The 23,580-nt window shown below is 34.5% G+C and carries 24 protein-coding genes and 1 pseudogene; 1 reads left to right on the forward strand and 24 read right to left on the reverse strand.

The window, feature by feature from the left end; genetic code table 11:
- Window positions 1–356: 356 nt before the first annotated feature.
- Window positions 357–1,289, forward strand: a complete 933-nt coding sequence (locus ACZ42G_RS12975; RefSeq protein ID WP_464850723.1) for a hypothetical protein — start codon at window positions 357–359, stop codon at window positions 1,287–1,289.
- Here the strand turns inward: ACZ42G_RS12975 and ACZ42G_RS12980 are convergent, their stop codons facing one another.
- From ACZ42G_RS12980 to mntA, 24 genes and pseudogenes are all read right to left on the reverse strand, one after another.
- Window positions 1,290–2,474, reverse strand: coding sequence for an ArnT family glycosyltransferase (locus ACZ42G_RS12980; protein ID WP_464850725.1), 1,185 nt, complete (start codon window positions 2,472–2,474; stop codon window positions 1,290–1,292). It lies immediately after the preceding gene.
- Between the two features lie 9 nt (window positions 2,475–2,483).
- Window positions 2,484–2,822, reverse strand: coding sequence for an EamA family transporter (locus ACZ42G_RS12985; RefSeq protein ID WP_464850727.1), 339 nt, complete (start codon window positions 2,820–2,822; stop codon window positions 2,484–2,486).
- Window positions 2,819–3,190 (reverse strand): DUF2304 domain-containing protein, encoded by a 372-nt coding sequence (locus tag ACZ42G_RS12990; protein ID WP_464850729.1) that lies wholly within the window; start codon window positions 3,188–3,190, stop codon window positions 2,819–2,821. Before ACZ42G_RS12990 ends, ACZ42G_RS12985 begins: the two co-directional genes overlap by 4 nt.
- A gap of 11 nt (window positions 3,191–3,201) precedes the next feature.
- On the reverse strand, window positions 3,202–3,912 hold the full coding sequence (locus ACZ42G_RS12995; protein ID WP_464850731.1) for a glycosyltransferase family 2 protein: 711 nt from the start codon (window positions 3,910–3,912) through the stop codon (window positions 3,202–3,204).
- A 94-nt stretch (window positions 3,913–4,006) separates the two neighbouring features.
- A complete protein-coding gene (locus tag ACZ42G_RS13000; protein ID WP_038068571.1) occupies window positions 4,007–4,414 on the reverse strand; it encodes a GtrA family protein in 408 nt (135 codons plus the stop codon).
- A complete protein-coding gene (locus ACZ42G_RS13005) occupies window positions 4,383–5,351 on the reverse strand; it encodes a glycosyltransferase family 2 protein (protein WP_464850733.1) in 969 nt (322 codons plus the stop codon). Before ACZ42G_RS13005 ends, ACZ42G_RS13000 begins: the two co-directional genes overlap by 32 nt.
- 43 nt (window positions 5,352–5,394) lie before the next feature.
- A complete protein-coding gene (locus ACZ42G_RS13010; protein WP_464850735.1) occupies window positions 5,395–7,560 on the reverse strand; it encodes a glycosyltransferase family 39 protein in 2,166 nt (721 codons plus the stop codon).
- 303 nt (window positions 7,561–7,863) lie between these two features.
- Entirely contained in the window at window positions 7,864–9,471 is a 1,608-nt protein-coding gene (locus tag ACZ42G_RS13015) for a hypothetical protein (RefSeq protein ID WP_464850737.1), read from the reverse strand.
- Window positions 9,472–9,678: 207 nt separating this feature from the next.
- The gene (locus ACZ42G_RS13020; RefSeq protein WP_464850739.1) at window positions 9,679–10,029 is read right to left on the reverse strand and encodes a nucleotidyltransferase domain-containing protein; all 351 of its coding nucleotides are present in this window, start codon (window positions 10,027–10,029) and stop codon (window positions 9,679–9,681) included.
- 19 nt (window positions 10,030–10,048) lie between these two features.
- On the reverse strand, window positions 10,049–10,630 hold the full coding sequence (locus ACZ42G_RS13025) for a Uma2 family endonuclease (protein ID WP_013788968.1): 582 nt from the start codon (window positions 10,628–10,630) through the stop codon (window positions 10,049–10,051).
- 83 nt (window positions 10,631–10,713) lie between these two features.
- Window positions 10,714–12,105, reverse strand: a complete 1,392-nt coding sequence (locus ACZ42G_RS13030; RefSeq protein WP_464850741.1) for a sensor histidine kinase — start codon at window positions 12,103–12,105, stop codon at window positions 10,714–10,716.
- Window positions 12,102–12,260: a winged helix-turn-helix domain-containing protein gene (locus tag ACZ42G_RS13035; protein WP_464850743.1), complete on the reverse strand. Its 159-nt coding sequence runs from the start codon at window positions 12,258–12,260 to the stop codon at window positions 12,102–12,104. Before ACZ42G_RS13035 ends, ACZ42G_RS13030 begins: the two co-directional genes overlap by 4 nt.
- Window positions 12,261–12,317: 57 nt before the next feature.
- Window positions 12,318–12,788, reverse strand: coding sequence for a response regulator transcription factor (locus ACZ42G_RS13040; protein WP_464850744.1), 471 nt, complete (start codon window positions 12,786–12,788; stop codon window positions 12,318–12,320).
- A gap of 106 nt (window positions 12,789–12,894) precedes the next feature.
- The gene (locus tag ACZ42G_RS13045) at window positions 12,895–13,032 is read right to left on the reverse strand and encodes a hypothetical protein (protein ID WP_464850746.1); all 138 of its coding nucleotides are present in this window, start codon (window positions 13,030–13,032) and stop codon (window positions 12,895–12,897) included.
- Between the two features lie 32 nt (window positions 13,033–13,064).
- Window positions 13,065–14,930, reverse strand: coding sequence for a hypothetical protein (locus tag ACZ42G_RS13050; RefSeq protein ID WP_464850747.1), 1,866 nt, complete (start codon window positions 14,928–14,930; stop codon window positions 13,065–13,067).
- Window positions 14,931–14,943: 13 nt separating this feature from the next.
- Window positions 14,944–15,837: a decaprenyl-phosphate phosphoribosyltransferase gene (locus ACZ42G_RS13055; RefSeq protein WP_464850749.1), complete on the reverse strand. Its 894-nt coding sequence runs from the start codon at window positions 15,835–15,837 to the stop codon at window positions 14,944–14,946.
- Between the two features lie 127 nt (window positions 15,838–15,964).
- Complete coding sequence (locus tag ACZ42G_RS13060; protein WP_464850751.1) at window positions 15,965–16,642, reverse strand: PHP domain-containing protein; 678 nt, start codon at window positions 16,640–16,642, stop codon at window positions 15,965–15,967.
- Window positions 16,643–16,698: 56 nt separating this feature from the next.
- Window positions 16,699–17,049, reverse strand: coding sequence for an EamA family transporter (locus ACZ42G_RS13065; RefSeq protein WP_464850752.1), 351 nt, complete (start codon window positions 17,047–17,049; stop codon window positions 16,699–16,701).
- An 82-nt stretch (window positions 17,050–17,131) separates the two neighbouring features.
- Complete coding sequence (locus ACZ42G_RS13070; RefSeq protein WP_464850753.1) at window positions 17,132–19,282, reverse strand: stalk domain-containing protein; 2,151 nt, start codon at window positions 19,280–19,282, stop codon at window positions 17,132–17,134.
- 510 nt (window positions 19,283–19,792) lie between these two features.
- Window positions 19,793–20,170 (reverse strand): S-layer homology domain-containing protein, encoded by a 378-nt coding sequence (locus tag ACZ42G_RS13075; RefSeq protein ID WP_464850754.1) that lies wholly within the window; start codon window positions 20,168–20,170, stop codon window positions 19,793–19,795.
- Between the two features lie 57 nt (window positions 20,171–20,227).
- Window positions 20,228–20,374 (reverse strand): annotated as a pseudogene (locus ACZ42G_RS13080) (hypothetical protein); the annotation flags it as partial.
- Between the two features lie 19 nt (window positions 20,375–20,393).
- On the reverse strand, window positions 20,394–21,965 hold the full coding sequence (locus tag ACZ42G_RS13085) for a DUF4127 family protein (protein ID WP_464850755.1): 1,572 nt from the start codon (window positions 21,963–21,965) through the stop codon (window positions 20,394–20,396).
- A gap of 86 nt (window positions 21,966–22,051) precedes the next feature.
- Window positions 22,052–23,092, reverse strand: a complete 1,041-nt coding sequence (locus ACZ42G_RS13090; RefSeq protein WP_464850757.1) for an acyltransferase — start codon at window positions 23,090–23,092, stop codon at window positions 22,052–22,054.
- The gene (gene mntA, locus ACZ42G_RS13095) at window positions 23,092–23,526 is read right to left on the reverse strand and encodes a type VII toxin-antitoxin system MntA family adenylyltransferase antitoxin (RefSeq protein ID WP_464850759.1); all 435 of its coding nucleotides are present in this window, start codon (window positions 23,524–23,526) and stop codon (window positions 23,092–23,094) included. The genes ACZ42G_RS13090 and mntA overlap by 1 nt, the downstream gene beginning before the upstream one ends.
- Window positions 23,527–23,580: the final 54 nt, after the last annotated feature.

Genomic DNA, 23,580 nt, shown 5'->3' on the forward strand with positions numbered 1-23,580 from the left:
AATCACATCCATTCAAAATAGATGATATTTTTTGATTGATTTTGCTTAATTATGATTATACATTGAAAATGTTTTTTTGTCAATCGCCTATATATAAGATTTTCACTTTTTTACTACATTATAAATGTAACTCGAAAAATATTATTATAAGCGAACGATTAATGGCGTTTTCGTGATATATCACGATGAATGTAGCGCAGTTTGGCGTATGAGCGAAAGCGAAAGCCGTCACAACGCATAGACGGCGTTAGCCAAACAAGCGAAATGAATCGCTGATATATAGAAAACAAAATTTGTGAGCGCTAATAATATTTTGTGTGACATATCTATTTAAAAATGAAAATGGGGGTTTAAAAATGATAAATGATTTTGAGAAAGAATACGGGATAGTGCCAAAGAATTTTTTTGAAAGTCTATCTTCAATATCCGGTTCACAGTTAAAAATCATAATGTACATTGCAAAGCATACAATAAAGAATGGAAAGTGTATTCCAGTGAAGCTTACTATCGATGAAATACAGAAAGGAAAATACGAAAATGGCAAAAGAATAGACAGTGGCACAGGTCTATCTACAGGCATCATAAGCAAAAGCTTGAAAAATGCCATAAAAGATGGATTTTTGGTGTGCTACGTCGATAATGAGGACAAATTGCGGCAAAAGAAATACTACACATTAAGACAAAATACATCCATCGAAAGCATCACATACAAATATGGCGAAAACGGTAGAATAATCGAATTTTGTGATTGGCAAAATATGACAACTGGTGATTTCGCTGGTATATCATATATCGACAAAAATGAATGCATGGATAAAGAAAGTGAAAACCGTATTTCAGATAGTGAAAAGGTAGAAGAAGTTAAAACCATTGAAAACATTCCACTTTCAAAAAGTGAAGACAATATGATCATATCAGATATGAATGATATGATAGATATTAATTCTTATAGTATATCTATCAATCATATCAATGATATGATGCATCAAAAAGGTGAAAATGCGCCTAAGTACATAGATAAAGATTTGCTTAAAAATAGGTACCATCTTACAGATGACGAAATGAATTTGTGCATATCTCGCATGAAAGGAAAAGACATAAAATACCCAGCAAAGTTTTTAGAGAAAGTCATACAAAACTATTTAAAAGACAAATCAATACTAAAAGATGCCGCATCGTCAAATACGGCACCAAGAAACTACTTCAATTCATACCCGCAGAGGAAATACGACGTAGATGAACTGGAAAGAAAGCTTTTAGAAGTGTCAAGAAAAAGGACTCGACAATAATCAAATGCCTTTTTCAAATAGCAGCTTATCAATCACATAAGATGCGAGAATTATGAGAAGCGGCATGATTGAATACGCATATCTATTAGTCGGTATAAACATAAGCTGAATAAGCGTCAATAGTACGGCATATATGCCGATAAAACGTATTTCGCGTTTTCTTAAAGAATAAAATGTTCCAAGCCAACCTATAGCCATCACAAAACTGTGAAGAAGATATATATTTCGCAAGTATTGATATTTCGGGTCAAGATCATACCACATGCTGCCAAAAATTATATTGAACTTGCCTATGGTATACCATTTAAAATAATAGATAGGGCTTTTTTCGAAACCTTTTATGATGAATCTGATGACATCCATAGTGGAGCGAATGTTCTGAGGAACATGTTCAATTCCATTGAAGAATGGGAAAGCGCCTCCCAACATAGGATTCCAAGTTTGAGTTGCAAATAAAATAAGCTTGTGAAGCGTGACAATATTTCTAATCCACCAAGGCATCATGACCACTATAAACCCGATTAAAACCTGCAAAAAGTTTCTTGCAGTGTAATTTAGATCTCTATTTTGAATGTACATTAAAATGTAAGGTATCACTATAAGCGGTGCTGCAGCAGGTCTTATTAAGATTGCCAAGCCAAATGAGATACCTGTTAAAACATTTATATACGCTTTAGGTCTTTTAAGCGCAATAATCTGCAAATACAAATACACCATGAAAACAAAAGTATACACCGTCTCTGTAAGAATTAGCGTAGATGCCCAGACGAATGTAGGATAAAGTGCTGATATTGAGGCAGCCATAAGCCCTACTTTGTTATTTTTGATTTCTCTACCTATTAAGAAAATAAGTAAAACCGTCAATACGCTTAATACACTTTGCACGATCCTTACAGCTTGAAGCGGACTACCATTAGAAAAGCCAAAAATCTTGTAGATTAAAGCAAGAAATAAAGGATACCCCGGTGTCACATAAGCATTCGGAATGTCCGACATATAACCTAAGAAGCCTTTTGTCAAAAACTGTTTCACCATTATGTCGTAATTCATGGCATCGCCTGAAAGAGGCGGCTGAATTACCTTGTAGACAAAGAGGAATCTCAAATACAAAGCAATAGCCAAAACAGCAATCAATGAAACAGCGACAAAAAACTTCTTTGAGCTAAGCTTCAGTTTGATATCCATGATTACCTCCTATCTTAATGCAATCAACGATGCACCTGCGAAGATGAGAACTACGCCAATCCACCTTGTCATTGGTATAGTCTCTTTAAATACGAGCCACGCCACAAATACTCCTAAAGCATAAGCGGTGCTCTGCAAAGGATAGACGATGCTGAACTTTCCTTTTGCAAGAATATACAGCCACAGGACAGTAGCCAATGCATATATTATTATCCCGCTTATGACGTACGGTGACGTAAGTGACATAAGTACGCTTTTAAAACTACTGGCACTTCCAATGCCTATTTTCCAAAGCACTTGCCCTGTCACCAAAAGCAAAACATTCACTAAAACAAGTACGTATATCAATCGCCTTTGCCTCCTTCTACATCTCTGCTTACATTTTCTACCATATTCTTTAATATGGCCACTTCCTGCGTCAGTTTAACAATGCTTTCCGTCTGTTTAGATATTATCAACGTAAGATGAAAACAGTATGAGATGATAAATAAAAGTCCTAAGAGAAACAGGACAGACGGAGCATAATAAATGTGAAGCATACGGCTTAAAAGATTTAAAAATCTCAAGTTAGCTGATATTACAATCATCACTATAGAAAAAAATATCCAAAATAAGCTGTACTTCTCTAAAAGATTGCCTTTTTTTATCTCAACTATGATTATAACTAAAAACAGTATGCTAAAAATTAAAGAAAAACTGTAGACATTAAAAAACACAAAAAGACCTCCTATGCTTTTTGTTGTTCTTTGACTTTGATGCAATTTATCAGTATCGCCAGCGTCACCTTTACCATGTAATAAATTGAACGTCTAAAATTGATAGAAGATCGTCCACCTAATCTCTCATACATCTCCACAGGTATTTCCACAATTTTAAACCCGCCTTTGCTAAGCCTTGCTACCACCTCAACTTCAGGGTAATCTTGAGGATAGCTTTCGCTGAAGTATTTGATGACTTTCCTGTTAGCTGCCCTAAAACCTGATGTGGTATCATATATGGCTTTGCCTGTCAGAGCTTTTAATAAAAGCGTAAAGAAGTATGAACCTGTCCGCCTCAGATACGATCCCTTGTAATTGGTCTTTGAAACATACCTTGACCCTATCACAAGATCAGCCTTATCTTCTAATATGGGCTTTATAAGCTTATCTATGAATCTTGCATCATGCTGCCCATCTGCGTCAATCTGTATCGCTATGTCGTAGCCGTACTTATAAGCATACTTATATCCTGTCTGCATACATCCACCGATTCCAAGGTTAAAAGGGAGATCTATGACTGTGACACCATTGTTTTTAGCAATAAGAGATGTCTTATCGCTGGAACCGTCATTAACAACGAGTATATCTACATTTTTATTTGTTAACTTTATATTGTTGATGACGCTGTCGATGGTCTTCTCCTCGTTGTAAGCCGGAATGATGACAATGACATTTGGCAATTTATTCAACTCCCATCACATTAGTACACATTACATTATATCATAAATTTATCACATAAATAAATTTTTCCTCATTTTTACATAAGAATCTACGTTATGCCTTCTTAAACACCCAAAGTTTGCTGCCTACAAAGTTTATCATCATTGAAAACAATGTGGCAATCACTTTGGCAGAAATCACGCCTAAAATGGGTTTTAATGGATACAGGATAGAAAGAGATACCGCTAATGACACACCATTTACAGCGATAAATTTGAATACTTCGTATCCATGCGGAGTTGATTTGTCGCCAAATGTCCAATACTTATTCATGATAAAGCTGTTTACAACGCCACAGCTATAAGATATTACCTGCGCTGCCATGTAGTACATCCCAAAAAACGTAAGGACGGTAAAGACCGAAAAATCCACCAAAGTATTTACTATGCCTACCAGATTAAACTTTATAAACTGCACAAATCCTGCCTTGTTATTCCATCCTTTCTCCTGTCTTTCCATCATCAAACCCCACCTTTCTCGCTATGATGTACAATGGTCTATCCCTTACCTCGTCGTATATCCTTCCGATATACTCTCCAAATGCCCCTAAGACCGAAAAGTTTAGACCAAATAAGATCATATTTATAGCTATGACTGTATTCTCCATCGACACATCTACTCCTGCGACTTTTAAGACAAGCTCCACAATCAAGTAAACAAAACCTGCAGCTAACAGGAAAATGCCCAAGTTCAAAGGCAATTTAAGCGGAGCGTAAGAAAATGACGTTATACCATCCATGGCCAGCTTAAGCATCTTTTTAAGCGTGTACTTTGTTTCACCTGCAAGCCTCGGATCTCTTACGTATTCTACGCCTATCTGCTTAAATCCTACCCAGCTTACAAGCCCTCTTATATACCTGTTTTTTTCCTTTATGGAATTAAGAGAATTCATCACATCACAGACTTTTCTGTCAATAAGTCTGAAGTCCCCTGTATCAACAGGTATGTCTACATTTGTAAGGCTTTTTAGCAATCTGTAGAAAACCCTCGCTGTAAAGAGCTTAAAGAATGACTCCCCTTTTCTCTCTGCCCTTTTGCCGTACACGACATCGTATCCTTCTTTCCACTTCTCGATCATCTTCAGTATCACTTCAGGTGGATCTTGCAGATCCGCATCGATGACAACGACAGCATCACCTTTGGCATTGTCCATGCCGGCTGTTATGGCTGTCTGATGCCCAAAATTTCTCGAAAAGCTTATAAGTTTCACGTTTTTATCACTCATGCTTATCCTACTTAAAATCTCCGCTGATTTGTCATGGCTTCCATCGTCTACAAATATAAGCTCGTAAGTCTCATCAGTTGAGTCCATGACTTTTTTAAGCCGCCTGTACGATTCTTCGATAAGAAGTTCTTCGTTGTACACAGGTACCACAACAGAATATCTTATATGAGACATATCTATCCCTTCTTCCCAAAATATTTATGTCCAAGTGCCAATGTCAGTTGACATTGACACCTTTAAGATCATAAAGTTCTCCAAAATCTCTGCCAAATCCTCCGAAGCCATTGCCGCTTTGGGTAGAATTTGAGCTGCTCCACTCGCTTGTCGGCACAAGCTTCCCATTTTCTCTTACCCAGTTCATTATCTCGCTGTTGGAACCTCTGCCCATTCCTCCTGTCATCACGTACCTTACTTCTCCTTTTTTCACAAGCTCTTTAAATTGACTCAGTGTCAAAATATTGTCAGATCCTGAAAAACCACCCAATGCCATCACAGGTTCACCTGTCTTTATGATTATGCTATCTGCGCTTTGTGATGATGATACGACTAAAAGGTACTTTGCGCTGCCTTTGTTTTTCTCAAGGAAGCTTATAAGCTTTGAATTTGTACTGCTATTTATATCTCCACCTCCGAAATCAAACCTATTTCTACCTGTAGAAAGCTCTAATCCGGCAGACGGCATTGTGCCATTCATAGGATAAAACAGCGTCGTAGCCGACCAGATAGTAGGCGCTATCAAAAGCCCTATTACACCTACTGTAAGCATAGCCTTTTTGACTTTAAATCCGCCATTTTTAGCAAAAATCATCAATGACAAGACTACTGCCGAACCGATAGAAAGCACTGCAACAGATAACATGATGTACTTCGTAAGATTAGACGTATTGTAGTGGTAGTACAATATTAGAAGCTCCACCAAGCCGTCAGCCACAAGTGATAGAGGCAAAAGCCATGACTTTGCACCGCCTTCTTGGTACATCTCCCACATTGAAACGATGCCTATGCCTGTAAGTGCCGCTATAGGAGGTGCCATCATCGTCAAATAGTACGGATGGAACATGCCTGTGGTAAAACTGAAGTATATAAACACAGGTACAAGCCATGAAATCCACAGTATCAGAGAAAGCTTCCTACCGTCATCAAATGGCCTTTTAAGCCTTTTTCTTAAAAGTTCTGCTAAAAATCCGAAAATAGCCATCGGGAAAAGCCATATTATCTGATCAGACAGGCTGTTGTTTGAAAAAAGCCTCAATACGCTGGCTTTTTCGTCTCCGCCGAACATGCCGCCCATGCCGCCTCTATTGCCATTTGACCTTCCAAAATTGCCGCCTGCAAAATTTGGATTTGGCGCATTTTGCCCATTAAACCTTGGGAAATTACCTTGGTTTGCAGGTGGTGTATTTTGAGTGGCATTTGAACTACTGCCATTCTTAGTAGCGCTTGATACCGTATCTACTGACGTACTTAATTGTGACGTGCCTTGATTAGACTGCCTATTAAATTGACCGTTGAAATCTCCAAAGTTTCTACGGAATTCTCCGCCATTGAAATTTCCTACGCGGCCGCCAAATCCGCCTCCAAAACCTGTATTTCTGCCAAGGCCAAGCCTTTCAAGCCCATTGTGACCTATTATGAGCTCTAACTCCGAGTTGTCTGTGCTGCTGCCTACATAAGGTCTCATGCTTTGAGGAGTCATGTCAACAATGATGGCCCATGAAAGAGATACAATAAGTAAAACAACGGTAGCTAATGACAAATAGCCTATCCTTTTCTTAAAACTTATCTTTGACGCTAAAACGTATGTTATATACACTGCCGGAATTATCATATAAGCTTCCAGCATCTTTACATTGAAGCCAACGCCTACTAAAAATAAGCTTAATAGCAAATACTTAAGTTTACCTGTATCTAAGGCTTTCATAAGGGCTAAAACTGCAAACAAAAGGGTCATAAGCAACATATTGTCAATCGTATTATTTCTGCTGTCTGCCACGAATACAGGTGTTGTGGCCAAAACCAATGCAGCTATAAGCCCTGCTGCCTTGCCAAAATACCTTTTAACGAGGACGTATATTAAGGCTACTGATATTACACCTGCTATGGCCTGTGGCAGCAATATGCTTATTCCGCTAAAGCCAAATATTTTAGCAAAAATGGTCTGTATCCAAAATCCCAATGGAGGCTTGTCTATCGTGACAAATCCTGCAGGGTCGTATGATACAAAGAAAAAATTTTTAAGGCTCATAGTCATGCTTTTTACGCCTGCAGCGTAATACTGATTTGCATACCCTTCGATGCTTAAATTGGTAAAATTTAATATTGCTGATAATAGTAAAATTAAATACAAACCAATAGAATCTTTGTTAAACTTCAATCTTTTCATGGTTCATCCTCCAATCCTTTTTTGCTGTAAGTTAATTAATATAAATTTTGAAAAATTTATCAACACTCACAAATTCCGCTTATCACATATATCATCGATTCATTCCGCTTGTTTGGCTAACGCCGTCTATGCGCTGTGACGGCTTTCGCTTTCGCTCATACGCCAAACTGCGCTACATTCATCGTGATATATTGTGAAAGCTTCATTAATCGTTCGCTTTTGATAAATTTTTCATATTATAAATCCACAATTCCACTCTAATTTCTTGTTATCTCAATATACCCTTAAAATATCTTATAAGTTTCAAATAGTTGTGTGAATTTCGTGTGATTCCATGCCTTCATCAACAATGTGGATCTTATTTAATACAGCCACATCATAAGATACTTTTACAAGATAGACTGCCATCACTACATTTACCAACGAAACTATCATAGGTATAAACCCAAAAGAATTTCTTAAGCTTCCAAACATGACGTAGTACATATTTAAAAAGCTTGTTATGCTGAAACCGACAAAGAGCCCAAAAAGCCTTATATCTTTTATATACAAGAATGCTATTATCGCCAGTGCTACAGCAGGAAAAAGGTATCTCTCATGCATCCCTGTTGAAAATGTAAATACACCTGCGATCTGAATTAAAGCTGATAAAAATGACAATTTGCTGCTTTTTCCTTTAATGTATATAAACCACGAAAATGCCGTCGTTAAAACTATGAATATAAATCCCCATGTGCTGTAGCTGAATACAAACAATTTTAAGCTTGAATTCACATAGTTTGCTCCCAGCAATCCGTAGAAATTGAAGCCATTTACAGATGCGTATGGATACTCTGAAATGGTCTTTTCATACAGCTTAAATATCCACAAAGGATCTTGACCTATGGCAAACGGCACTAAGACTATAACCGCCGTAATCAGCGACGCCACAAAAGCCTTTAAGAAATTTTTTAAACTCCTCTCATTTACAATCTCGAAAAACAAGACCGGCGCAAATATGATTCCCTGTGGCTTCATAAGCACCGCCCCGGTGAAAAACACTGATGAAAGCCCAATCTTTTTCTCTGACAAAAAGTACACCGCTATTATCACCAGCATCGTAAAAAACGAGTCTACCTGTCCCCACGCAGATGAATTTATAAATACGGCCGGATTGAAGATGTACAAAGCTGATATGAATGCACTTATGCTTTTTGTAAAATGCTTATTTGCTATTTTGTATATGATGTACGACGATGCAATATCAGCTAAAATCGATGGAAGCTTTAAAATCACATTGTAGTAATGCGATAGATTTCCGATTGAGGCTACTTTGCCTATTAAGTAAAGCACGTAGATGTAAAGTGGTGGGTAATCACATCTTGGAGTATTTTTATAAAAGTTTAATATGTCCTGCGATGCTGACTGTGCCCAGCTTCTAAAAAGCCCTATATCGCCTGAAAAACCTTCAATTGTTGCAGCTATGTAAAGCCGCATAAAAAATCCTATCAAAAATAGTGCTATTATTGTGAATTTGTCGCTTTGCAAGTCAATCTTAAATTTTTTATTCTTCAAAGCATAGTAGCTTAAAATAAACAGCAAAAACACGATTGCTGCGTATGCCATTATATACACGCCGTACTTTGATGATGTTTCCCTAAATCCCCCAAAATCTCCTCTACTGCGAGGCATCTGCCATTGGGACTGCCCACTTTGTGCATTTCCTTGAGGAAAGTTGCCTCTTTGCCAAACACCTTGATTTGTGTTTCCGCTGCCCCAACTTCTATTTGTGCTGCCTTGTGTGAAACTGTGCTGAAAATTCCCTCTAAAACCTTCTGTACTTCCACTGTAATGGTACAGTGAGTACACATTTAGAATCACAGACAAAGCCAAGACAAATGCCAAGCTGTATTTTACCACCTTTTTACCCATCGCCTTTTCTCCTTTTCTTTTTAATCTGCCTATAAAAAATTATAAGACTTAAATGTTGCAAAAAAATTAAAAAAATGTGTGATTTCTGTGTGAAAAAAAGCAACCAGCATACGCTGATTGCTTTTTTAAATGAGTGTACAATCATATAGACAACTTTTTCTTAACATATTCATACATGGCGTCAATAAAATCAACTGCATTTTGAAATCATCCATAGACTCTTATGCCTTCTTTCTGAACATTTTTGTAAAATGGAAGCATCTCAACGTACTTATTATAAGTCTTAACATTTTGAAAGTACAATGAAACGACAATATTGTACTTTAATGATAAATCAACCATAATATCCGTTATTTTATCATCATACTTTCTCAGATCTTCTTCTTTTTCATCAACTAACACCATAATATCTACATCAGAATCGCACGTAAAATCTCCACGAGCATAAGAACCATACAAAATAATCGCATCGAGTTTCTGATAAAATAAATCTCTCATTCTTTTCTCAATATCAGCAAGCATTTGTTTCATTTTTTTATCATTATATATATTCTTCACAAAAATCACACCTTGCCATTTAATTTTGAAAGATATCCTTCAATTCAATTTCAAATGATTCAAAAATCCTAAACTTTATATTGTCTTCTTCTGAATACACTTCAGGTCTTTTGTATTTGCCATCTTCACCTAAATAGTAAGACAATACAGTTTTTTCATCAGGAAATACGATCCAATACTCTTTTACCCCTGCTTTTTCGTACAAATAGAATTTTTCCTTTAAGTCTCTCTTTAATGTTGAAGGAGAAACTACCTCTATAATCATATCTGGACTTCCTTTACAGCCTTTATCATCCAGCTTACTTGGATCACACACTATCACTATGTCAGGCTGAACTACATTTGTCACATCATCATCGCTAACATTTTCAGCAAACAATCTTACATCAAATGGAGCGCTGTAAACTTCACAAGCCTTTCCTTTTAGATAATTATGGATAGAGGCAAATAATTCTCCTACAACTTTCTGATGCTTCCGCGTCGGTGATGGACTCATATTATACGGAACTCCTTCTATAAGCTCCCATCTCTCATCATTAGTCCAGCTCAAATAATCTTTATATGTGTATTTTATATGTTCATCTTTATCTGCAACTGCCATATTATTTCACCTCTTTTAATAACAAAACTATCCGAATATACTTTATAATAATTATACCACTAATTGTAAATTTAAAACTATTCTTAATCATGACTATAGTTTAAAGGATATTTTATTATGAAGCTTACGCCTTTGTCTCTATTTATAGCTTTTATCTCACCTTTATAAAAGTCTATGATTTTTTTCGATATGGCAAGTCCTAAACCGAAATTTCCCGTCTTATCCTTGTACATCCTATCAAATATATGTTTCATGTGTTTCTCATCTATCTTTGGACCGTCATTGTATATGTCAAGATATGCATACTGCCCGTCTTTTTTAAGTGTCACTTTTATCACTTCGTTGGCATACCTTAAAGCATTGTCAAGGATATTTTCTATGCTGACTTCTATCTTATCCCTATCACCCTTTATTATTACCTCATCTAAGCTTAAATCCCACTCAATATCGCTTTTTATGATTTCAAACCTGCTTATTATGTTGTTCACAAGATCTTTTAGATTTATATAGTCAGTTTTGCTGTCGTTCTCCAGCACATAGTCAAGAGTATTCAAGTAAAGCATCTGGTTTATCTTCTTTTGAAGCCGTATCGCTTCGTCCTTTATTATGCCGGCAGTCTTTTCCAATGAATCGATGTACACACCGTCTATTATGGCATCAGCATGGCTCATTATCACCATAACAGGTGTCTTTAGATCATGTGATATGCTTTGCAAAAACATCTTTTCCTCTTCGTCTGCCCTTTTTAGCTCTTTCTGCATCATATTCATGGAATTTGCCAGCATACCTATCTCGTCTTCTCTGTCTAAGTTTATGGGCTCCTTCCAGTCTTTGTGAGCTATCCTCATAGTGTACTCCTCAAGCTTCTTAAGGGGCTTTGCGATGTATCCAGCCACAATTATAGATGTAAAAAAGCCGATTATGATGAATATTATTCCTACAGCAATGACAAGATAAAGAATGGTATTGTCAACGATGTTTGGCACATACGACACAAGATAAGCTTTGTTAGATGAATCATAATTTACAGTGCTTATTATAAAGAAGTACTCCATGTTGTCATAAACTTCTCTATAAAGCTTCTCATTCATGTTTCCGCCTTTTATAAAGCTGGACATCCAAAGCTTAACCCCCATCGTATTAAACGATGGTGAATGAATATCTGGTGGTGGTTCTCTGTGGTTTATATCTATGATCAAAGGTCTATTGGCTGTATCAAAATCCACAATGAAATTATCTCCGCCTCTTAGATTTCTCAATCTGGAAAAATTGTTGTAGTTTCCGCTGAAATTATTATTATTTTTAAGAAGCATCTCATGGGAAACTTTTAAATCCTGTATCTTGTTGTTTTCTTCTACTCTCCTGTATGCAAAGATATAAAGCATTGACAGGCTGCAGACTATTATAAGTATGACAGCGGTAAATGTCATCCATATCCGCATCGCAAGTGAACGAAATCTAAATATCTTCTTCATGATTTACACACCAGTTTATAGCCGTAACCATATACAGTTTCTATATTTAACTTATCTATTTTCTTCCTAAGCCTTCTTATAGTGTCATCTACAACTCTGTCTGAGCCGAAATAGTCCTCTCCCCAGACGTTATTCAATATCTGATCTCTTGACACGACGATATTTTTATTTTTTACAAGGTAACAAAAAAGCTCATACTCCTTATTCGTAAGCTATATCTCATTATCGCCTAAATAGACAGTCCTTTGCTTCTCACTCAATGTATAATCGCCTACTTGTATAATGTCATCGCTGCCATCTTCTTCTTTTCCGTATATCCTCTCCATAAGCTTATTTGTCCTAATGACAAGCTCACGAGGCAAAAAAGGCTTTGAAAGGTAGTCATCGCTTCCAAGCTCTAAGCCTACCACCCTGTCAAGCTCCTCATTTCTGGCAGACATAAATATGACTGGGGTAGACTTATTGTGCTCCTTTATGGCTTTTATAAGCTCATATCCATCTACATCAGGAAGCATTATGTCAAGTATCCATAGATCAGGCATGTCATTTATTCGCTCCATCGCCGTACTTCCATCAAAAAAGGTAGTGACGCTATAACCTTCCATTTCCAAGTATTTTTGCAATAATATATTTAAGTTTTTCTCATCCTCTACAAGATATATCTTCCTTAGCAACTTAATCACCAGCTTTTACACTATACTAACTTTGTCTATTATTTTATCACATAAATATAACAAATGTTTAAAGAAATTGTGTGAAAAGTGTGTGAAAGTAAATACTCCGATAAGCTTAAAGAGTTCTAATATAATTTATTGACTCTTTTAAAATATCTAATTTTGATGGATCTTTAAAATATTTATAAGCCAATATCGTCACGATAACTAAAAACAACAATCCAAAAAAAGCATCTAAAATTTTTGATATCATTTCTAACACCTTTCTATATACTTTATTCATATTTATCTAAGCTTTTTGTATACATCGTGTTGCCTTCCAACAAATATCAACTTGAAATCCCTATCACTTTCCAACCATCTATCATAAATAGAACCTATACTTACCATTGCATAATCAATCCTATTTTCTTCAATATACTTTTTAAACGATGATTCATTCTTGATATTACCCAGATAAAAAAGATTATTTGAAAGTCCTTCACCGTACAACGGATAAATATATGCGTGAAGAAAATATGCAATATTTTCATTTCTCACGCCTTTTAAAAACGACATATCATCTCCATAAAATGAATTTGCCATATAAGAGCTTCTGTCAAGTATTGGTGTCTTTCTCAACTCATTAAATGTCTCTCTCGACGATATGTTTGCTGGCAAATACCCTTTTATAGAAACTGTAAAACTAAATGTAACTAATGCAATAATAACCAGTGCAACAATTCTTGTAAATTTAATGTTTTGCATAATATAAGATATGGCAACATATCCCAATGCAACAATAAATATAACGTATCTGGACCACCAATTTTCTGATGAAGCTAAAAATAGTATTCCAGTAGAAATGGCGAAAAAAATGTTGACCCACTTTTTATCTATTATTGATTTTAAAATAAATATCAAAATAGCAGGCATCGCTACGATATACCATACAGCGCCAAATCCACCTATACGTGTATCGTAAGAATATCCTTTCAAGAAGTTAAAATTTTCATACCATGAAAAATAAATTTGCTTAAAGTACCCCATGCCCTTCATCTGAGGCAAAAGATTTGGATCGAATATGATTTGCTTAGCTGTACCAAGACCTTTAAATATCGTTATCCCGTGAAAACTTAGTGTAAATGGATAAATAGGATTCCCGTAAAAATACCATGTCCTGTAATACCAAAATGCACCAAGCGTAATTGAGAATAATATGTATATAGTTAGACCGTATATTAAATTTTTATAATTCTCACTTTTTCTATGTTTTATCAAAATGATCGCCAATAATGCCAAAAATATTACTGCATAAATAGGTCCAGAACCTTTCATGCCACTCATAAATGCGACAGTCAGCGAAAGCAAGTATATATACTTTATGCTGAATTCCTTATATATATGTATAAGAAAATTTAATGACAAAATCACCATAACTGAAAATGCAACATCAATATAAGCTGTTTTTGATTGTATAAAAACAATCGGTGTCAGGAAAAATAATAACCCTGCACATAATGAGTAATACTTATCAAGTCCAATTTTTCTCCCTATTCCATAAACACCAATAATGCCGATCAGTGCAAATATCAGTTGCGTTCCATCAACAATAACATCGCTTTTAAAGAATATCATATTCCATAAGAATAATATCTCCGTATTTTTTGGATACCAATTAATCCACTGAGATATGTAATCTTGATGAATATTGAATATCATGCCGTGTTTCATCCATTCAACAGGCCCTACAAGATGATACATAAGCTCATCTGTGCCATATGGCGGATAAATCAATGTTATATAAACCACCCATATCACACCGATTATTGTCATAAATGATAATATTATTAGAAGAGGTCCAAATTTGACATCCTTAAAAAAATTTATTATGGATTTTAGCTTTATATTAAAAGACCAATCCTTCAAATAGAAGCATGTAGCTATAAATAAAACTGCAACAAAAATAAATAAGTATATGGGATAAAGCATTTTAAGCAATATTCCTAGAACTATATTTATTAAAAGAATTTCTGTTATTGAAAAAAGAAAAGACGTAAGTATTTCATCAGAAGTATTACTTAATTTAATCCATTTCGTCCATTTAACGGATGTCATTATTACCAACAACGTCGAAACAATGTATAATATAAGACCTAATGTAAAGCTCATGATATCCTCCTTTTTAGATATACAATATCAAAATGACAGTAATGCAGTATAAAATCCCATTTATAAGAAAAGGTTTGTCCTCAAAAAATGCCAATTCTGGACTGCCTCCAAATGTTTTACTGTCAACAAGATACTGATATCTGAATATACCATATATCACAAAAAGTATCGTTATCATCATGTAATAACCCTTTTCAGCATAAAAAGTATAAAGGGAATACGCTATTATGGTTGATGACGTTACTATTGAAAGCATATTGTCAAGAAGTTTCACACTATATTCATCAAGGACATTTCTATGGCTTTTTGCATTATTATCAAGGACGATAACCTCATTTTTCCTCTTGGTAATTGCAAGAAATAGTGACAATAGAAGTGTACATAGCAGCAGCCACGGTGAACTTGCAACGCCTATTGCCTCTGCACCAGCAATTACCCTCAGTACAAATCCAATAGCAATAACCATTACGTCAATAATGATAATGTTTTTAAGATAAAAAGTGTATGCAAGATTTATTATGAAATAACTTAAAATAATTATACCAAAATTTACATTAAGCATAAATGATAATGCTGATGATGTCAAAACAAGTATAAAAAACAATATAGCCGCATGTCTCTTTTTAACAAGTCCTGATGGCAATGGCCTTAATCTCTTCTTAGGATGTTTTCGGTCTTTTTCAAGATCGGCTATGTCATTTATTATATAGACGCTGGAGGAAATTCCGCAAAACAGTATAAATGCAAATAAAGTTTCCTTAAGTGATAAAACATCAAGCATTTTTTTGCTGAAAATAAGAGCCGCCAAAACAAACACGTTTTTAATCCACTGCTTTGGCCTCATAAGCTTTATTAAACCCTTATATTTGTCTATTGTAGAATACTTTACAGTATGTTCCAATCTCATTTCACCCTTCTTTTAACTTAATAATTAATAATGCACATATTCCTATATATGCAGTGAACATAAGGTTACGGCATTTAATATATAGACAAAAAATATTTCGGTATTTTCATTATGCTATGAATTGAATCTAATTATTAGCCTTAGATCTAAATAATTTATTATAATACTTCTTGCCCTTTGTAAAAAAGTGTACATAAATGCCACTTCTTTCAAAATGTAATTTTGCATCATTTAGATTATCTAAGAACCCATTTGGATCTTTAAAATCCTCCAATTCTACATAGGTATGCCCTATCTCAAATAAAGTATGTGCATCTGTACCACATATCTTCAGTTTACCGTATTTGTCTGCAAAATCATGTGCAAGATTATCATCGTGTGAAAATATATTCCTAGCATTAAATACTTCGACTATATCTATATCATCTATTATTCTGTACAATGCATCTAAGTGTATCTTTGACTTTCTCATCCTGTCAAACGGATGCGGGACACATACAAGTCCCCCTTGATCTCTGATGCGCTTTATTGTCTCATCAATAGATAGCTGAGGTGGTATCTCTTCACTTAAAAAAAGTCCTATAATCTCACCCTCTTGCGTCTTTATTTCCTCGCATTTGATTACTCTGACATCATCGCCAAATAATTTTTCCGCTTCTACTGCACCTTTTAGTGTATTGTGATCGCTTATGGCAACTACATCTATGCCTTTCTTCATAAGACGCCCTTTTAAATTGTGAATCTTTGAAAAACCATCATGAGAATAATTTGTATGAACGTGAAATAGCAGCTTTACCGTATACATCAACCTTTCACAATATATTATTGCATATCAACTTTAGAATATTTATTCAAATAAATTTATCTTCCTCTTGCAATAAGCATTATTCCTAATGCTATAAAAAGCGTCCCTGCTATCTTAAAAGTATTTACGTTCTCACCAAATAATATTATGCTAAAGAGCATAACCAATACAAATCCAAGGCTTGTAAATGAATATGCATAACCTACATCCACTTTTGTAAGAATATAAAGCCATATAACCATGCTTCCGATATAACTCATAATTCCCATTATGACATATATATTAATATATTGAACCAATACGTGTAAAACACTACCTGTCATGCTAATATTTTTTACGCCAAATTTAATGAGAAGCTGTGCTGATGCACTAAGAATGATGCTTAGTAAAATCAAAATAGTTAACATGATAACCTCCAGTGTGATATTATATATTATATTATAGCATAAAAAATCCGGTATCTCATGATACCGGATTTTTTTATCTAACTTATTGAGCGTTTGTTACTGTAACAGTACCTGTTGTTGCATCGTAGTTAACTGTATATCCTAAAGCTTCTGCTAGATATCTAGCTGGGATATATGTTCTTCCTACTGGTTTGCCATTCTGGTCATTTACTGTTGCTTGAACATCCATTGTATCAGTAACAGTTACGCCGTTCTTTGTTATTGTAACTTGGTTTGTACCAAGTACAAACTTAACAACTGTTGTACCTTTTACAAATGTTACAACTGAATGTCCATCTGCACTGTATGCAAAATAGCTTTGTGCACCAAGTGCATCTGCAAGGAATCTAGCTGGTACTACTGTACGACCTGTTGATGTGATGTATGGAGCAGCATCAGCTGTCTTGTCAACACCATTTACTGTGTATGTTGTTGAACCTGGTGTAAACACTACTGTTGCTCGTGTAGCATTACCAACTGTTAATGTCAGATCATTTGTAACACCTGAATCACTAACAGTTATTGAAGCTGGGAATGTTGAGTACAATGTAGCAGTAACTTTACCATTTGAATCAGTTTTTACTGTATTAGTTACATTTGATGCTGTTGAACCAGTACCGCCTAAGAATACAACAGGTGAATTAAATGTCAATGTTGTATCGCTTATTGGATTTTTGTGTACATCATATACTGAGAATGTAACGTTCTGATAGTCATCAGCATTTAATGCTGTCTTATCAGCCGTTATTGTGCCTAATTTTGCTTGTAAATCTGCAACTACAAATGTCTTTTCAAAGCCTTTCATTGTGTCACTTACTTCATATCCATTGCCTACATAATCAGTGTAAGCACCTTCAACTTTTAGATAATCGCCATTAGGAATCTTAACATTATTAAGTGTTATGTTGCCAGTTGTCGAATCATATGATCCGCTTATAGCACTGCCTAAAGAATTAAATGAACCATCAGCATTTTTAACTACGGGTTTTAATCCGTCGCTTGTTACCACAAACCATCCGCCATTTGCGAAGTATTTATTGTCCGGATCAATGTATGAAACATTTGAATCTTTTGTTGAATTATCTGATTTTAATACTGTAAGTCTTACGTATTTTACAAGATCAACTAATAAGTTGCTATTTACTGATTGTGTATTGCCATTCGGCAATTTATCATCAAGTGTAAATGTTACTGTATCATTTATACCAGCTGCTAAAGCATTGTCAGTCGGTTTTACAAGTGTTGATTTAGCTGCTTGTGGTTTTAATGTTACTGTGCCAGAAGCATAATATTGTGCTGGTACACCTGTATAATAATTATAATTCATTGCAGAACCATATACTTTTAATGTATATGTCTTTGATGCAGATAATGGTGGCAATACAACTGACTGATATCCTGTTTGAGTGCTATTCGGTGTTAATGTGAATGTAGCAAGTAAATTGCCATTTTCAAATAATTGAGCATTAACAGGTTGTGTATAATCAGCATTTGATGCTGTTATCGTAGCTGTTTCTGGATATGATTCCAATGGTGCATTATTACCACTTGCAAAGCTTACAGTTGGTGTTAAACCATTGAAATATAAATTTGCTAATGAAAAATCAACGTTAACACTCTTACCATTAACTGTTAAAGTATTTACACCATGATAGGGAACTCCACTTAGATTAGCTATTTGAACTCTTCCATACCTAGCTATATAAAAACTTGGTACTGTTGTGCTCCATCCACTTGTGGATACAACTGCCAATGAACCTGTTGAATTGGGATCTAAACCTATTTTATAAGTATCAGTATTATAAACAGCATTATAAACGGCATTTGATGTTGTGACTGTACTTAAATACTGAGCACCACCTACATTGCTGAATACCAATGTATTATCATCAGCAGTTAATTTAATTTGTTCAGCAAGAGATTTTAAAAATGTAGCATCCTTTACTATATTGCCTTGATTGTTAAGAACCTTAAATTCTAATGTTGTTGTTGAACCTGGTGTTGCTGTATCATTTACAAATACAACTTGATAATCCCAACTTGGAGTTGGAGTTCCTTGGTTAAGATTCGTATTAGACGATGATGTTGAAGTATTTGCTCCGCCCACATATGTGAATGCAAAGCCAGTAACCATTGAAGCCATTACCATTACGAATGTGAGCAATACTGCTACTAACTTTCTGCCTTTTAACATTTACTATACCTCCTATTTATATAAGTGTGTTTTTGAAAAAACTTAAACATATTCTTGGCCTGCCTGCCTTATCTTGCAGAACATCACTCCCCTTCCCGGTTCCTATTATGTAAGGATAACCTTTTATTCGCTATATTGTGCCTATCCTGTAGTCAACTTACAGGTGACTACGGAAAAAGCCTCTTTATCCAAAAGGCTTCTCCTGTAGTCACCTATTATCATCATGTTAAAACTGATTATAATAAGTCCCTTAGGAGATCTGGATCTACTTACAGTTTAACGTTTTTGCTGTCTTTGTTAGTAGCAGTAGACCAATATAGACTCATCTACCTGATAAGCCGTTTGTCAAGGTTCAACTTATAAATCTACCTTCCTGATATAACCACAAGTTTATTATAACAGGTCATTCCCTATAGGTCAATAAGTGTTACCAATTTGTAATAAAACTGTAATATTCGCTTAACATTAGTATCATTACTACAATTAGCCATAAATTATTTTACCATATATCTATTGAAGTTTCAAAAACAATGCTCTGTACATTATGACAGCAAGATTTTCCCTTGTTATGACATCATCAGCTTTGTAAGGCATATCTTTCGTAAGACCAAGCTCATCCGCTTTTTGCATGACGCCATTAGGCCACTTCAGATCTTTATAGTTAAGTGCATTTAAGATAAACCCTAATGCTTGTATGTATGTGACATTCCCTTCTGGGTTAAACAGATTATTCCCAACGCCATGTGCAAAGCCAAGCTGAGTAGCTAAGTTTATATCTCCCAATGCCCAGTAATTTTTTGGCACATCTTTGAAAGTTGAAGGAGTTGTCTTTAACTTCTCTGCTAAGCTACTGTAGCCCGTAAGTCTATTTATGAATACAGTCATCATTGCACGTGTAACAGGCTTACCAACGCCAAAAAGTCCTCCGCCTATGCCTTGTGTTATATTGAGATCTGATAGATAATTTACAGCCTCAGCATATGGTGCATCTTGCTTGACATCTGAAAAAGATGCAGAATATGAAACAGTTGAAAGGCCAGTACTTATAAGGAAAACAATAATAATACAAGATAAAACAATCTTTTTAAAAATTTTTACATTCCTCCTCCCTCTATCTGCTGAGTTCTACTTGAGTTTGTACCATTATTTCAAACATTCTTTTCCACGGATATTTAACTTCTACATCAACTTTTTTTAATCTCCTCCCCATTAACGTCTTCCCAACATATACTTTTTTTAATTCTTCTAATATTGGATTCATTTCTTTTGATAGTTCTTTATCTGAAGATTTTATATCTATGTCGTCAGAACTCATGCCATTACTTTTCGCCCACTTATACATCTTATTTCTAACTACAGCTTGATATGCATAATCATCTGCCATCCGTATAAATGAAAATGTCGCAAAACTTCTTATAGCTTCATCTTTTTTATATATAGGAAGAAACTTTTTGTCAAGGATAGCTTTTAAAGCCATCTCAGATATAACTGTACCTATTGCATTGCTGGGAGTATTCCATCCAGCATATGAAATTTCAAGTGGATTATACTTTAATATCGCATCTACAACTTTCTCATCTGCCATATTAATATATGCAACATCAGCTATCCCAAAATTTTGTCCTATATTTTTATATTTATCTATGTCGCTTTTTATTCCTAAATTTTTATTTGTATGTATGTATAGTATTAATTCGCCATTGGTATCGGTTTTTCCTCCTATAAAATTAATTTTTTCTTCAACAATTTTTTTAAGGTCTGCACCTTCATACGGCAAAATGATATTTTCAGGATTTTTGACATCATAAACTACGTGAAATCTAGGCCTCTGCTTGTAATACTCATTTGCAAGCTTTGCTGTTATCTCCATACCAACTTCATCTGCTCCATGAAGCATGTACACTTTATCAGTTATGCCATGACTTTCTACGTATTGGCTTAGCTTCCTTGATACCATGTTTGTCATGCTGTATTGTGATGTATCGTCATTACCTATCACCAATGTCTTTATATATCCATCTTTTGTCCAATCAATAAGCTTTTGGTTTATTGCATCATTTATCTCAAAAAGATTATTGTAGTTCTTTATCAAATCTGTCGGTATACCACTCTCTATCTTCTCAAGCTTTTTTACATCGCTTTCTCTATGATAAAGGTCAACCATGTCTTTTAACTCCGAGAACTCCACAATTTGCTGATTGTATTTTATATATTCAGGATCACTAAATTGTGTCGGTTTAAGCCTAGGTATTACAGAAAAGATAATTATATTTTTATCTTTATTCTTTTTTATAAAATTGTAAAGAGTCAAAAGCCTTTTTTTATAATCATTGTAGTTTTTAATATCGCGTGATGCTATAAGTCCGCCATTTATGTACTGCTGCACCGATATGACTATCGCATAGACATTATCTTTAGAGGCTTCCTCATTAAGCCATTTTTTAAGTGCCTCAAAATCTCCGGGCTTCGTATAATCATCAAGGACATTTTTTGGCGGCAAAATCAAGTTTTTGCCCCACATTTTTGTGAGTATTGAAACATTTTGTGTATTTACAGGTCTACTGTCCAATGGAACAAATATTATATTATCATCCAAAGCAAAACTCTTTCTAATATAGTTACAACCAGATGACAAAAGCAAAGTGCTAAAGATGAGAAAAATTGCAATTATCTTTTTAAACACGCAAATCCCTACCTATTTTTACCTACATTATAATGTCACAAAAAATAAATTTCAACAACTTTTATTTAACATCCAATATCATAGCATCATTTGCCTATGACAACAGTCGCAAATTTGTGCTTTTTAAGAAACTTCGCAAAGAAATACGATATTGCATAGATCATAATAAATATAAACAATATATAAATATCGTATAGATATTGATTGCCTGTATTTAAAAAGTGGTTTAGCACATCTAAAAAGAGCGGATGGGACAGATATATACCAAACGAAAGCTTACCTGTGCTTGCCAATAAACCGCTTAAAGCATGGTAATTCAATATTTTCGTTGACAGCGCAAAAAAGAATAATGATGCTAAAAGCGTAAATACATAATAATAAATATTGTACAGATTAGAATCTATTTGTTTATTTGCGAATACTTTTAATGATATATCAATAAAAAGATAGCCAAATACAATTACAGCAAAAAACGAATTAAGCAATTTTTTATGGTAATATTTTCCCCACTCACGTATGTTTTCACCAATATACATACCTGCAATTATAAATGATATATAAGTTATAAAAAGAAGGCTAGAATTTTGAAAAAATTTGCTTATGAAGTATCTATAAACTAATACATCTACTATCTGAAATAACACAATAGACAACACAACCGTATGTATGTTTTGGCTTATGAACCTGTATATATAAAGCAGTATTGGAAATAAAAGATAAAGTTGTACTATTATCACTATAAAGTAAAGATGGTAGAACATACCTCCAAAGAAGAGATTTTCTACTGTCAATATGGATTTCAAAGGCTCATTATATACTACATACAAGTAAATGCCGTATATCATTGTCCAAACGATATATGGCAATAATACGTTTTTAAACCGTTTCTTGTAAAATAATTTCCAATCATCCCCATCGCTATAATTGTACATAAGAAGCATAGATGACGCAAATATAAAAGCTGGAACTGCAAACTGTGAAAACCTGTTTAGCACAGCAAATATGATATAAGATAAAGATGATTTGTCAAGATCCGATACAGCAATGCCTGTCGTATGTATCATCAAAACCGCTATTATAGATATGCCTTTAAGTATATCAATCTCGTCTATCCGTGATTTTGTCATTAATCTCTCTCCTTGATTTTTATCTCATTCAGCCCTTTCAAATAATCGTCGTAAAAAAATTTCATTGTTATTCCATAATCACCGTAAAATTTAAAAACATTTTCTTTAAAATCGGCTAATTTTAAATAATCTCTGCAATACAATAGATCGCCTGTATAGATTACCTTATGTTTAAACTCAAGAGATGCTTTGTTTAGATTTATTAAATCTATATCATCTGTGCCTAATATTTCTGAAAATTTTACTTCTAATGAAAGCTCATCATTAAGGCTTGGCATACGTTCATATAAAACAGCAAAATCAATGTCACTATTTTCATTTTGATATTCCGTCCCATACGATCCAAAGATATACAAAGCTAATATATTCGGATTTTCTTTTACATAATCTACAAGCAAATCAATCTGTTTTTTTATATTTGTTAAATTTCTCATAACTATCACCGTTTACTAATTTTCATTGTCATTATATCACAAAAAAGGTGCAAA

The sequence above is a fragment of the Thermoanaerobacterium calidifontis genome (genome assembly GCF_055381745.1).